This is a genomic window from Arthrobacter sp. NEB 688 (assembly GCF_013201035.1).
Lineage (GTDB): Bacteria > Actinomycetota > Actinomycetes > Actinomycetales > Dermatophilaceae > Phycicoccus.
In genome coordinates, this window is sequence record NZ_CP053707.1 from 1,811,887 (window position 1) to 1,825,121 (window position 13,235).

General features: G+C 74.0%; 9 protein-coding genes. 2 read left to right on the forward strand and 7 right to left on the reverse strand.

Translation table 11 applies throughout. The features are described 5' to 3' along the window. Nucleotides 1-19 precede the first annotated feature (19 nt). Nucleotides 20-1,177: an MFS transporter gene (locus HL663_RS08595; RefSeq protein ID WP_173027938.1), complete on the forward strand. Its 1,158-nt coding sequence runs from the start codon at nt 20-22 to the stop codon at nt 1,175-1,177. Here the strand turns inward: HL663_RS08595 and betT are convergent. The 4 genes from betT to HL663_RS08615 form a co-directional block, all read right to left on the reverse strand. Next, nucleotides 1,152-3,230 (reverse strand): choline BCCT transporter BetT, encoded by a 2,079-nt coding sequence (betT, locus tag HL663_RS08600; protein WP_173027944.1) that lies wholly within the window; start codon nt 3,228-3,230, stop codon nt 1,152-1,154. The genes HL663_RS08595 and betT overlap by 26 nt on opposite strands. 23 nt (nt 3,231-3,253) lie before the next feature. Next, nucleotides 3,254-4,933, reverse strand: coding sequence for a choline dehydrogenase (gene betA / locus HL663_RS08605; RefSeq protein WP_173030076.1), 1,680 nt, complete (start codon nt 4,931-4,933; stop codon nt 3,254-3,256). 53 nt (nt 4,934-4,986) lie between these two features. Then, nucleotides 4,987-6,456, reverse strand: coding sequence for an aldehyde dehydrogenase family protein (locus HL663_RS08610; RefSeq protein ID WP_173027946.1), 1,470 nt, complete (start codon nt 6,454-6,456; stop codon nt 4,987-4,989). A 90-nt stretch (nt 6,457-6,546) separates the two neighbouring features. Then, entirely contained in the window at nt 6,547-7,935 is a 1,389-nt protein-coding gene (locus HL663_RS08615; protein WP_173027948.1) for an L-serine ammonia-lyase, read from the reverse strand. 82 nt (nt 7,936-8,017) lie between these two features. Between HL663_RS08615 and HL663_RS08620 the strand changes: the two genes are divergently transcribed. Beyond that, nucleotides 8,018-8,869, forward strand: coding sequence for a RecB family exonuclease (locus HL663_RS08620; RefSeq protein WP_286176014.1), 852 nt, complete (start codon nt 8,018-8,020; stop codon nt 8,867-8,869). A 14-nt stretch (nt 8,870-8,883) separates the two neighbouring features. On the opposite strand, the gene HL663_RS08625 is transcribed toward HL663_RS08620, so the two are convergent. From HL663_RS08625 to HL663_RS08635, 3 genes are read right to left on the reverse strand one after another with little or no spacing between them, the layout of a single operon-like run. After that, on the reverse strand, nt 8,884-9,840 hold the full coding sequence (locus HL663_RS08625; RefSeq protein WP_173027950.1) for an electron transfer flavoprotein subunit alpha/FixB family protein: 957 nt from the start codon (nt 9,838-9,840) through the stop codon (nt 8,884-8,886). Next, nucleotides 9,837-10,610 carry an electron transfer flavoprotein subunit beta/FixA family protein gene (locus tag HL663_RS08630; protein WP_173027952.1) on the reverse strand — a complete coding sequence of 258 codons (774 nt, stop codon included), beginning with the start codon at nt 10,608-10,610 and terminating at the stop codon, nt 9,837-9,839. Before HL663_RS08630 ends, HL663_RS08625 begins: the two co-directional genes overlap by 4 nt. Beyond that, nucleotides 10,607-13,132, reverse strand: coding sequence for a GcvT family protein (locus tag HL663_RS08635; RefSeq protein ID WP_173027953.1), 2,526 nt, complete (start codon nt 13,130-13,132; stop codon nt 10,607-10,609). Before HL663_RS08635 ends, HL663_RS08630 begins: the two co-directional genes overlap by 4 nt. Nucleotides 13,133-13,235 lie beyond the last annotated feature (103 nt).

Here is a 13,235-nt window from a genome sequence, read left to right on the forward strand (position 1 = left end):
GGTACCTACTCTCCACGGTGTGTCACTGCTGAAAAAGCCTACGTCAGTCATCACCGTCCTCGTCGCGGCGCGCGTCGTCAACCGCCTGGGCGGGGCGGGGATGGGGTTCCTCGGGGTTCGCCTCACCCGCGACCTGGGGGTCCCGCTCGGCACGGCGTCGCTCGTCCTCGCGCTCTTCGGCGCCGCGACCATCCCGTCACGGGTGCTCGGCGGTGTCGTCACGACACGGTGGGGCGCCCGCGCGGCCCTCGTGGCCGGGCTGGCCGCGGCCGGGCTGGCCCAGGCGGTCGTCGCCGTCGGGGACTCCCTGCTCGTCGTCGGGTCCGGGGTCCTCGCCCTCGGCCTGGCCTACGAGGTGGTGGAGCCGGCGACGCAGACCGCCGTCGTCGCGGGCGTCGCCCCGGAGCGACGGGCCTCGCGCTTCTCCCTGCTCTGGGCGAGCCTGTCGGTGGCCGGGGTCGTCGCCGGTGTCCTCGCCGCCCTCGTCACGCGTTGGGGGGTCGGCGCCCTCTTCGCGGTCGACGCCGCGAGCAGCCTCCTCGCGGCGGCCCTCGTCGCGCTGCTCCTGCCCCGGCTGCCGCGCCCGGCCCGCGTGCCCCGGGTCTGGCGGGCCGCGCTGCGCCGCGACGTCCTCGCGTGGTCGGCGCTGTGCACCGTCTCGGCCACCGTGGTCATGGTCGTCGTGCTCGTCCTCCCGCTGGCGGTCGATTGGGCCGGCCACCCGCCGTCGACGACCGCCTGGCTCCTCGTCGCGGGCGCGCTGTCCGCCGTCGCGACCCACCGCGTCCTCGCGCGGGTCGAGGTCACGGCCCCGACGCACCGGGTGCTCGCCGCCGGGTACGCGCTCCTCGCCGCCGCCCTCGCGTGCTGGGCGGTCGGGGGAGTGCCGGCCCTCCTGACCGGCGCCGTGCTCGAGGGCGCCGCCGGCAGCCTCGTCGTCGGCACCCAGCAGGCGGTCGCCTCCCGGCTGGCGCCGCCCGGTGCCGAGGCCGCCGTCATGACCGTCCAAGGCCTCTCGTGGGGCGTCGCCACGCTGCTCGCGCCCCTGGTCGGTGGGGCGCTGCTCGGGGTCGGCCCGCGCGTGCCGTGGCTCGCCGCGGCGGGCGTCGCGCTGCTCCTCGCCGCCGGCCACGCCCGGCCGCCGGGGGCGCTCAGGCCGGTGCGCTCGGCTGCGTGAGGCGCAGGAACTCCAGGTGGCGCTCGTAGTGGTCGAGGCAGTCGTGGATGACCTGCGCCGCCGACCAGCCCATGACGTCGTACCCCTGCCCGCCGTCGGCGAGGTGCACCTCGAGGCGGGCGTAGGAGTCGCGGCGCTGGACCATCCGGCCGCCGTAGGTCGGCACCGGCGCCATCTCGACCTCGACGCGGTAGACGAACGGCGGCTCGGCGGTCGGCGTGCGCAGGGTGACCGACGGGCTCTCGCCCTCGAGGTCGACCTCGCAGGTCGTCTCGACCTCGTGGCGGCAGAGCTCCTCGCCGACCTCCGCCAGGGCGGGGGCGACGACGTCGCGCAGGTGGCCGAGCGCGTCGCGGCGGTCGACGAAGTTCGTCGCCCGGGCCACCCGGGCCCGCCACGACGTCGCGCGGTCTTCACGACGCGTGGTCGCGGCCCGTGCCGACAGCAGCCCGTACACGCTCTGCTCGCGGCTGTCCGCCCGACGACCCTCCACGCGCAGGGCGCGCACGAGCCCGACCATGACGAGCACGAGCACGACGGCGAAGGGCAGCCCGAAGATGATCGTCGCGTACTGCAGCGCGGTGATGCCGCCGACGAGGAGCATCGCGATGGTCAGCAGCCCGGTGGCCGCCGCCCAGGTGATGCGCAGCCAGCCGGCGGCGTCCTCGGTCAGGTCACCGAGCCGGCTCGTGAGGTTGGCCATGACGAGCGCGCCGGAGTCGGCGGAGGTGACGTAGAAGAGCAGCCCGACGAAGAAGGCCAGGGCGATGACGACCTTGCCGGCGGGGTACTGCGAGAGCAGGTCGTAGAAGCCGACGCCGGTGAAGTCCTGGGCGGCCTGCGCGAAGTCGGTGTCGCCGGACCGGATCCGCTCGATGGCGGCGTTCCCGAACACGGAGATCCACATGACGATGTAGGCGAACGGGATGACGAGGGTGCCGAGGACGAACTGCCGGATGGTCCGGCCGCGCGAGATGCGCGCGAGGAAGAGCCCGACGAAGGACGCCCACGCCACCCACCAGGCCCAGAAGAAGAGCGTCCACGTGCTCATCCACGTCGCGTTGTCGACGAAGGGGAAGGTCTCGAGGGTCTTCGCGGGGAAGGTGCGCAGGAAGTCGCCGACGTTGGCGACGGCGCCGTTGAGCAGCAGCGCGGTGTTGCCGGTGACGAGCACCCAGCCCGCGAGCCCGAGGGCCAGCAGCACGTTGAGCTGCGACAGGAACCGGATGCCGCGGTCGACGCCGCTCGTGGCCGAGACCGCGGCCATGAGCACGGCGAGGGCCGCGAGCGCGATCTGCGCACCGGTGCCGACGGGGACGCCGAAGAGCACGTTGAGGCCGACGTTGAGGAAGACCACGCCGATGCCGAGCGAGGTCGCGACGCCGAAGATCGTCCCCAGCACCGCGGCCGTGTCGACGGCGTGGCCGAGCGGGCCGTCGATCCGCCGGCCGAGCACCGGGGCCAGGGCCGAGCGCACCGCGAGGGGCAGGCCCTTGCGGTAGCAGAAGTAGCCGAGGGCCAGGCCCATCAGCGCGTACATGCCCCACCCGGTGACGCCGTAGTGGAAGAGGGTCCACACGGTGGCGTCCCGGGCCGCCTCGATGCTCTCGGGCGCGGGGCCGCCCGCGGGCGGCGCCATGTAGTGCGACGCCGGCTCGACGACGGAGTAGAACATCACGTCCGTGCCGATGCCGGCGGCGAACAGCATGGACGCCCACGCGAAGGTCGAGAACTCCGGGCGCGAGTGGTCCGGCCCGAGGCGCACGCCGCCGTAGCGCGAGAGGCCGAGCCAGACGACGAAGCCGAGCACCACCGTCGCGAGGAGCACGTAGAACCAGCCGAACCACTGCGTGGCCCACGTCGTCACCGCCCCGAGGGCGCTCTCGGCCGAGGTCGGCGCGAGCAGCGCCCACAGGGCCACGAGGAGCACGCCGGTGAGCGAGGCGACGAACACGGGCACCCGCACCGGTGGCCCGCCGAGCACCCCCGGCGTCCCGGACCCTCCGGGCTCGGGCTCGGTCGGGGTGGTGGGTCGGTCGGTCGCGGTGCTCATCGGGTCCTCCGGTGGCTCGGGGCTCAGGGGGTCGGCGGGTCCAGGGGGCTCCCGGCGCGCACGTCGTACCAGGGGGCGTCGGACGGCGGCAGCGGCGTGGCGCCGGTGATGAGGTCGGCCGCCTTCTCGGCGAGCATGACGACCGGCGCGTAGATGTTGCCGTTGGTCACGTAGGGCATCGCGCTGGCGTCGACGACGCGCAGGCCCTGCGTGCCGTGGACGCGCATCGACGTCGGGTCGAGCACCGAGAGGTCGTCGGTGCCCATCCGGGCCGTGCAGCTCGGGTGGAGGGCGGTCTCGGCGTCGGCGCGGACCCAGTCGAGGATCTGCTCGTCGGTCTCGACCTGCGCGCCGGGTGAGATCTCGCCGCCGTCGTACGGGGCGAACGCGGGCTGCGCGAGGATCTCGCGCGAGACGCGGATCGCCTCGACCCACTCGCGTCGGTCCTGGTCGGTGGAGAGGTAGTTGAACTGCATCGCCGGCTTCATCCGCGGGTCGGTGCTGCGGATGCGCAGCCAGCCGCGGGCGTCGGAGTACATCGGGCCGATGTGCACCTGGTAGCCGTGGCCCTCGACCGGGCTCGAGCCGTCGTAGCGGATGGCGATGGGCAGGAAGTGGAACATGAGGTTCGGGTAGTCGACGTCGTCGTTGCTGCGGACGAAGCCGCCGCCCTCGAAGTGGTTCGTCGCGCCGAGGCCCTTGCGCAGGAAGAGCCACTCGGCGGCCAGCTTCGGGCGGTTCCTGTAGGCGAGCCCGGGGGCGATGGACACCGGCTGCGTGCACGCGTGCTGGATGTACACCTCGAGGTGGTCCTGGAGGTGCTCGCCGACCCCGCGCAGCCCCGAGACGACGTCGATGCCGAGCGGCCGCAGCAGCCGGGGGTCGCCGACGCCCGAGAGCTGGAGCAGCTGGGGCGTGTTGATCGCCCCGCCCGCGAGGACGACCTCGCCGGCGCGCACCGTGTGCCTCCGCCCGAAGGCGAGGTACTCGACCCCGACGGCGCGGGTGCCCTCGAAGAGCACCTTCGTCGTCAGCGCGAGGGTGCGCACGTGCAGGTTGGGGCGGTCGATGACCGGGTGAAGGTAGGCCCGCGCGGCCGAGAGGCGCCGGCCGCGGTGGACGTTGCGGTCGAAGGGCGCGAACCCCTCCTGCCGGTAGCCGTTGACGTCGCTCGTGCGGGGGTAGCCGGCCTGCACGGTCGCCTCGAAGAACGCCGTGAACAGCGGGTTGGTGGCCGGGCCGCGCTCCATGACGAGGGGCCCGTCGCCGCCGCGCCAGGTGTCGGCGCCGGCGAGGCAGGTCTCCATCCGCTTGAAGTACGGCAGGCAGTGCGCGTAGTCCCAGTCGGACATCCCCGGGTCGGCGCCCCAGCGCTCGTAGTCCTTGGGGTTGCCGCGCTGGAAGATCATCCCGTTGATCGAGCTCGACCCGCCGAGGACCTTGCCGCGCGCGTGGTAGATCCGCCGGCCGTTCATGTGCGGCTCGGGCTCCGACTCGTACTTCCAGTCGTAGAACCGGCTGCCGATGGGGAAGGGCAGCGCGGCCGGCATGTGGATGAACGGGTCGAGCTTGAGGTCGTTGCGGCCGGCCTCGAGGACGAGCACGCTCGTGCCGGGGTCGGCCGAGAGGCGGTTGGCGAGGACGGACCCGGCGCTGCCACCGCCGACGACGACGTAGTCGACGTGGTCGGGGACCTCGGCCATCGTCGTCCGGTCGCGCAGGCGCCGGGCGGAGTCGGTGACGCGGTCGGCGATGCTCATGAGAACCACCCCGTCGGGGCCGGCTCGGTGTTCTCCCACACGTGCTTGGTCTCCTGGTACTCCTCGAGGCCGAGCTCGCCGAGCTCGCGGCCGATGCCGGACTGCTTGTGCCCGCCCCACTCGGCGGGGGCGACGTAGGGGTGGTAGTCGTTGATCCACACCGTGCCCAGGCGCAGCGCCCGGGCGACGCGACGGGCGCGCTCCGGGTCGCCGGTCCACACGGCGCCGGCGAGGCCGTAGCGGGTGGCGTTGGCGAGCCGGACGGCCTCCTCCTCGGTGCGGAAGGTCTCGACCGTGAGCACCGGCCCGAAGGACTCCTCCTGGACGACGTGCATGCCGACGTCGCACCGGTCGAGGACGGTCGGCAGGTAGTAGTAGCCGTTCGCGAGGCGCTCGTCGTCGGGGCGGGCGCCGCCGCAGCGCAGCCGGGCGCCCTCGGCGAGGCCGGTCGCGACGTAGGCCTCGACCTTCTCGAGGTGCTGGGCGCTCGTCAGCGAGCCGGTCTGCGCGTCCTCGTCGAACGGCGGCCCCATCCGGATGCCCGCGGCGCGCTCGACGATCGCGTCGACGACCTCCTCGGCGACCGACTCCTCGACGAGCAGGCGCGCGCCGGCCGAGCAGACCTGGCCGGAGTGCAGGAACACCGCGGTCATCGCGTTGTCGATCGCGGCCTCGCGGTCGGCGTCGGCGAAGACGATGTTCGGGTTCTTGCCCCCGAGCTCGAGGGCGACGCGCTTGACGGTGTCGGCGGCCTGCTTCATGAGGTGCTTGCCGACGGCGAGGCTGCCCGTGAACGACACGAGGTCGACGCGCGGGTCGGTGGACATCGGCTCGGCGCACCCCGGGCCGGTCCCGAGGACGAGGTTGGCGACGCCGGCCGGGACGCCCGCCTCCTCGATCGCGCGCACCATGAGGATCGTCGAGTGCGGGGTGATCTCGCTCGGCTTGAGGACGAACGTGCTGCCCGCGAGCAGGCACGGCGCGACCTTCCAGCTGGCCTGCAGCAGCGGGTAGTTCCACGGGGTGATGAGCGAGCAGACACCGATCGGCTCGCGCACGACCCGGCTGCGCACGTGCTCCTGGCCCGGGTCGACCTCGCGGACGCGCTCGACGTCCTCGCCCTTGCCGGCGTAGAAGCGGAAGACGCTGACGACGTCGGCGACGTCGAGCTTCGCCTCCTCGAACCGCTTGCCGGTGTCGAGGGCCTCGGCGCGGGCGATCTCGTCGGTGTCGCGCTCGAGGAGGTCGGCGATGCGGCCCAGCGCGGCCGCGCGCTCGGTGGGCGGGGTGTCGCGCCAGCGGCCGTCGTCGGCCGCGCGGCGGGCGGCGTCGATCGCCGCGAGGGTGTCGGTCTCGTCGGCCTCGTCGACCTCGCCGACGGTCGTGCCGTCGGCCGGGCAGACGATGGTCCGGCGACCGCCGGCAGCGGCGCCGACCCAGGCGCCGTCGAGGTACAGGTCGGCCATGGTCGTCCTGACTGTCGGGGTGGGGACGGGTGGACCAGCCTGTCGGAGAGGCGCTCCGGCCGTCAAGGACCGCAGGTCAGGCGCGGGTCCTCAGCACTCGATGACGTTGACGGCGAGGCCGCCGCGCGCGGTCTCCTTGTACTTGACCTTCATGTCGCGCCCGGTGTCGCGCATCGTCTTGATCGCCTTGTCGAGCGAGACGACGGCCGAGCGGCCATCGCCGCGCAGCGAGAGCCGGGCGGCCGTGATGGCCTTGACGGAGGCGACGGCGTTGCGCTCGATGCAGGGGATCTGGACGAGCCCGCCGACCGGGTCGCAGGTCAGGCCGAGGTTGTGCTCGATGCCGATCTCGGCCGCGTTCTCGACCTGGCCGGGGGTGCCGCCGAGGACCTCGGCGAGGGCGCCGGCCGCCATCGAGCAGGCGGAGCCGACCTCGCCCTGGCAGCCGACCTCGGCGCCGGAGATCGAGGCGTTCTCCTTGTAGAGCGTGCCGATGGCGGCGGCGGTCAGCAGGAAGCGCACGACCCCGTCGTCGTCGGCGCCCGGGACGAAGCGCGTGTAGTAGTGCAGCACCGCCGGGATGATGCCCGCCGCGCCGTTCGTCGGCGCGGTGACGATGCGCCCGCCGCTGGCGTTCTCCTCGTTGACCGCGAGCGCGTAGAGGGTGACCCAGTCCATCGCGGCGAGCGGGTCGCCGGCGTGCTCACGGCGCAGCTGGCGCACGAGCCGGGGCGCGCGGCGCTGGACGCGCAGCCCGCCGGGCAGGACGCCGTCGGTGCGGCAGCCGTTGTCGACGCACTCCTGCATGACGGCCCAGAGGTGCAGCAGGCCGGAGCGGACCTCGGCCTCGGTGCGCCACGACAGCTCGTTGGCGAGCATGACGCCGCTGACCGGCAGGCCGGTCTCGGCGCAGCGCTGGAGCAGCTGGTCGCCGGTCGTGAAGGGGTACCGGACGGGCGTGTGGTCGGGGACGATCTCGTTCTGCCCGACCTCGTCCTGGTCGAGGACGAACCCGCCGCCGACGGAGTAGTACTCGCGGGTGCGCAGGGGCTCCTCGCCGTCGGTCGGGTCGGCCGAGGCCCACGCCGTGAAGCGCATCCCGTTGGAGTGGAAGGGCAGGGTCGCGCGGCGGTGCAGGACGACGTCGGTGTCGGGGTCGCAGAGCACGTCGTGAGTACCGCCGAGGTGCAGCGTGCGGGCGGCGCGGACCTCGTCGACGCGGTGCTCGGCGGCGCGCGGGTCGGTGCTCTCGGGCGCCTCGCCCTCGAGGCCGAGGAGCACGGCCTTGACCGAGCCGTGGCCGTGGCCGGTGGCGCCGAGCGAGCCGAAGAGCTCGGCCCGGACCCGGCCGACGCGGGGGAGCAGCCCGTCCTCGCGCAGCGACGCGGCGAAGGAGTGGGCGGCGCGCATCGGGCCGACGGTGTGCGAGCTCGAGGGACCGATGCCGACGCTGAACAGGTCGAAGGAGGAGATGGCCATGAGGCGCTCAGTGTGTCATCCGGGACGGGGTCCTGGGGACGGCCCCGCGGGCCCGTCGGTCGCACCGGCTACCGTCGGTGCCGTGACGGGCACGGGGGAGCAGGCGACGCCGCAGCAGGCGGCGTTCCCCGGCATGCCCGAGCCCTTGTGGGGCGGCAGCCCGAGCAAGCTGCTCACCTTCCTCGACTGCCCGCGCCGCTACCGGCTGGCCTACCTCGACCGGCCCCGGCCGCCGGCCCGCGCGCAGCGGGCGCACACCTCCCTCGGCAACGCCGTGCACAACGCGCTGCGCGACTGGTGGGACCAGCCCGAGCGCACCCCGCAGGCCGGGGCCCGCCTCGTGGAGAGGGCCTGGATCGACGTCGGCTTCCGCGACGCCGCCCAGTCCGCGCGCTGGCGGGCCCGGATGCAGGACGCCGTCGTCGCCTACCTCGAGCGCTCCGGGCCGCAGCAGCGGCCCGTCGGCATCGAGCGCACGGTGTCGTTCGTCAGCGAGGACCTGCGCGTCCAGGGCCGCATCGACCGGCTCGACGACCGCGACGGCGAGCTGGTCGTCGTCGACTACAAGACCTCGCGCCGGGTCTCGACCGACGACGAGGCGCGCACCTCGCTGCCGCTCGCGCTGTACGCCGCCGCCGTCTGGAAGATGTTCCGGCGCCCGGTGCGCCGCGTCGAGCTGCACCACGTCCCCTCGGGCACGGTCGCCGCGCACGAGCACACCGGCGAGTCCATCGGCCGGCACGTCGAGCGGGCGCGCTCGATCATGCGCGACGCGCGCCGGGCCGACGCCGACTTCGCCCGGCACGGGGCGGAGTCCACGATGTTCCCCGCCGTCACCGGGCCGCTGTGCGGCTGGTGCGACCTGCGGGCGCACTGCCCCGAGGGGCAGGCCGCCGCCCCCGAGAAGGCCGACTGGGCCGCGCTCGAGGACTGAGGGCCGGCGCCCGCTCAGCCGAGCTCCTCGAGGACCGCCGGCAGCACCTCGTGCATGTCGCCGATGACCGCGTAGTCGGCCTTGGTCACCATCGGGGCGTCGGCGTCGGTGTTGACGGCGATGATCGTCCGGCTCGAGGCGCAGCCCGCCCAGTGCTGGATCGAGCCCGAGATGCCGCAGGCGAGGTAGAGGTCGGGGGCGATGCGCGAGCCGGTCTGGCCGACCTGCTCGTGGTGCGGCCGCCAGCCGAGCGAGGTGACGACGCGCGAGACGCCGACCGCCCCGCCGAGCCGCTGCGCGAGGGCGTCGACGGCCGCGAAGCCGTCCGGCCCGCCCGCGCCGCGGCCCGCGCCGACGACGACCTTGGCCGCGGCGAGCCCTGAGCTGTCGCCCCGCTCGCGCCGCTCGACCCGGACCACCTGGGCGCGCAGGTCCTTGGCGTCGAGCGCCACGGCCAGCGGCTGGACCCGGGCCTCGCCGGGGGTGTCGGCGGGGGTGGGGTCGACGGCGTGGCCGGCCATCGACAGCAGCCGGACCCGGCTGGGCACGGTCGCCCGCTCGAGCGCGGCGCCGCCGACGACCTGGCGCTGGACGACGAGCGGCGAGAGCGACTCGACGGCGACGACGTTGGCGGCCATCCGCAGCCCGCGGCGGGCGGCGACGTGGGCGAGGACCTCGTTGCCGCGGCCGGTGCCGGGGGCCACGACGAGGTCGGCCCGGGCCGCGCGCCCGGCGGCCTCGACGACGGCGGCCCAGGCCGCCGCGGCGTAGCGCTCGAGCGCGGGGTCGGACGCCTCGTGGAGCACCGCGACCCCTGCCTCGCGGCAGTCGGCGAGCACCGCCTCCGGGGCGGCCCCGACGACGACGGCGTGCAGGTCGCCGGCCCCGAGGGAGCGGGCGAAGGCGAGGGTCTCGCGGGAGACGAGCGAGGCCCGTCCCTCCTCGACCTCGACGAGGACGACGACGCTCACGCGTGCACCACCTTGAGCTCGCGCAGGACGGCGACGAGGGCCGGCGCGGCGGTCGGCCCCTCGCCGAGGACGGTCACCTGGCTCGGGGGTGCCTCGGGCACCGAGAGCGCCTCGCGCCCCGACCCGCCGGGCGTGCCCGACCACGTCATCCGCTCGACCTCGGCCTTCTTCGCGCGCATCCGCCCCATGACGCTCGGGTACTTCGGGGCGACCCCGCCCTCGAGGACGGTGGCGACCGCGGGCAGCGCGACCTCGTAGACCTCGGTGCCCTCCGGTCCCTCGGCGTGGAGGGTCGCGACGTCGCCCTCGACGGCGACCGTCTGCACCCCGGCGACGACCGGCCGGTCGAGGAGGTAGGCCAGCCGCACGCCGACCTGGAAGTCGCCGGTGTCGGCGGCGTCGTTGCCGAGCAGCACGAGGTCGTACGTGGTCCCCGCGTCGGCCCGCGCCCCGACGGCCTGCGCGACGGCCTCGGCGACGTCGGCCGGCCCGAGGAGGTCGGCGTCCGCCTCGACGAGGACGCCGTCGGTGGCGCCGACGGCGATGCCGGCGCGCACCTGCTCGAGGCTGTCCTCGGAGCCGACCGACAGCACCGTCACGGTGCCGCCGGAGGGCTCGGCGACCTGCACGGCCAGGGCGACGGCGGCCTCCTCGTGGGCGCTCGTCGTGTAGCCGGCGAACCGGCCGTCGACGCGCAGCCCGTCGGCGGTGAGGACGACCTCGCCGGTCGGGTCGGGGACGCGCTTGACGCAGACGAGGACGTTGGTCACGCCCGCCCCCGGATCCGCAGGTTGTCCGGGTCGAACAGCGGCGTCGCGTCGGCGGCGGCCACGGTGACCGGGTAGAGCTCCTCCATGTACGACACCGCCAGCTCCGTCCCCACGGTGGCGACCTCCGGCGGGAGGAAGGCCATGAGCACGTGCTTGCCGAGGCTCGGCGCGGAGCCGGCGGTCGTCACGTACGGGTGGCGGCCGTGGCCGTCGGTCAGCGTGCCGCCGTCCCGGGTGAGGACCGGCTCGCCCCCGAGCATGTACCGCTTCACCCCGGAGGCCGAGGTGTGGTCGTCGACGGTGAGCGAGCACAGGACGGTCTTCGGGGCCTGGTCGGCCTGCGCGACGACGGCGTCCTTGCCGATGAAGTCCTGCTCCTTCCACTTCGCCCGGGACATGCCGGTCTCCATCAGCGTGCGCTCGGTGTCGAGCTCGTACCCGTACGCGCGGTAGCCCTTCTCGATCCGGCCGGTCGTGCCGTAGACGCCGATGCCGACGGGCACCATCCCGAGCGGCGTGCCGGCGTCGAGGAGCCTGCGCCACAGGGCGGCTCCCGCCTCGAGGGGCACGTAGAGCTCCCACCCGAACTCACCGACGTAGGAGATGCGCGAGGCGAGCACCGACAGGGTGCCGACCTCGATCTCGCGGCATGTGCCGAAGGCGAAGGCGCCGGGGGAGACGTCGGTGTCGGTGAGGCCGGAGAGGATCTCGAGCGCCTTCGGGCCCCACAGGCCGATGGTCGTCCAGCTCGAGGTGAGGTCGACGACGACCGCGCCGCCGTCGTCGGGCATCCGGTCGGAGAACCACTTCTTGTCCGCCATGCCGTGCGCGCCGCCGGTGACGACCCGGAAGCGGTCGTGGGCCAGGCGCATCACCGTGAGGTCGGAGCGGAAGCCGCCGCGCTCGTCGAGCACCGGCGTGTAGACGACCCGCCCGATGCGGACGTCGGCCTGCGCCACGATGATCCGCTGCACGGCCTCGAGCGCGCGGGGCCCGACGACGTCGAAGATCGCGAACGCCGAGAGGTCGACGAGCCCGGCGGCCTCGCGCATCTGGAGGTGCTCGGCGTTGATGATCGGGCTCCACCAGCGGGCGTCCCACTCGTGCTCGCGCGGCATCGTCTGCTCGGGGCCGAACTTCTCGACGAGGCCGGCGTTCGAGGTGTACCAGTGCGGGCGCTCCCAGCCGGCGGTCTCGTAGAAGACGGCGCCGAGCTCCTGCTGCGAGGCGTGCATCGGGGCGAGGCGGACGTCGCGGTTGCTGCCGTACTGCTCGGCTGGGTGGACGATGCCGTAGGTCTTGATGAACGACTCGGACGTGCGCGCCTTGACGTGCGCCCGCGTCTTCTGGTGCGGGTGGAAGCGCGCGATGTCGCTGTGCCCCAAGTCGATCTCGGGGTTGCCGTGGGTCATCCACTCGGCGACGGCCCGGGCCGTGCCGGGGCCCTCCTTGATCCAGACGGCGGCGGCCGACCAGAGGCCCTTCACCTCGGGCGTCTCGCCGAGGACCGGGTAGCCGTCGGGCGTCAGCGAGAGGAGGCCGTTGATGGCGTAGCGGATCTCGGCCCGCTCGTCGCCGAGCAGCTCGGGCATGAGCTCGAGCGCCTGCTCGAGCTGCGGGTCGAAGTCGTCCTCGGTGAACGGCATCTCGGTGGGGGAGAGCTTGCTCTGCTCGATCGAGGGGATGTCCTCGGGGTCCCAGAGGATCGCCCGGTGGGCGTAGGAGCCGACCTCCATGTCGGAGCCGTGCTGGCGCTCGTAGCAGAACGTGTCCATGTCGCGCACGATCGGGTAGCTGATCTCGCCCGGCTTCTCGGCGAGCACCTCGCACGGCCCGACCGAGATCATCTGGTGCACGGCGGGGGTCAGCGGGATGTGCGCGCCGGCCATCCGGGCGATCTTCGGGCTCCACACGCCGCAGGCGATGACGACGGTCTCGGCCTCGATGCGGCCCTGGTTGGTCTCGACCGCGCGGATGCGGCCGTCGACGACCTCCATCCCCGTCACCTCGACGTTGGGGACGGTCGTCAGGGCGCCGCGCTCGAGCGCGCGCTCGCGCATGATCGTGCCGGCGCGCAGGCTGTCGACGACGCCGACGGTGGGGAACCACGCGGCGCCGATGATGACGTCCTTGTCGAGGAAGGGCACCTTCTCGGCGACCTGCTCGGGGGTGACGAGCTCGGCGGGGATGCCCCACGCCTTGGCGCTGCTCATCCGCCGGCGCAGCTCCTCCATCCGCTCCTCGGTGCGCGCGACCTCGAAGCCGCCGGACTCGGTGAAGACCCCGAGCTCCTTGTACTGGCGCATCGAGTCGAGCGTGATGTCGGCGAACTCGCGCGAGTGGTCGACCGGGAAGATGAAGTTGCTCGCGTGGCCGGTGGAGCCGCCGGGGTTGGGCAGCGGCCCCTTGTCGAGCTGGACGATGTCGGTCCACCCGAGCTCGGCGAGGTGGTGGACGAGCGAGTTCCCGACGATGCCGGCGCCGATGACGACGCAGCGCGCGGAGGCGGGGAGAGCGGCCATGGGGTGGTCCTTCCGTCACGCCGGTGGTGCGTATCGCGCAACCCGGCGCTCATCGTGCAACACGTCCGCACAGCATGGCAGACGGCGGACGCCGTGCCAACCG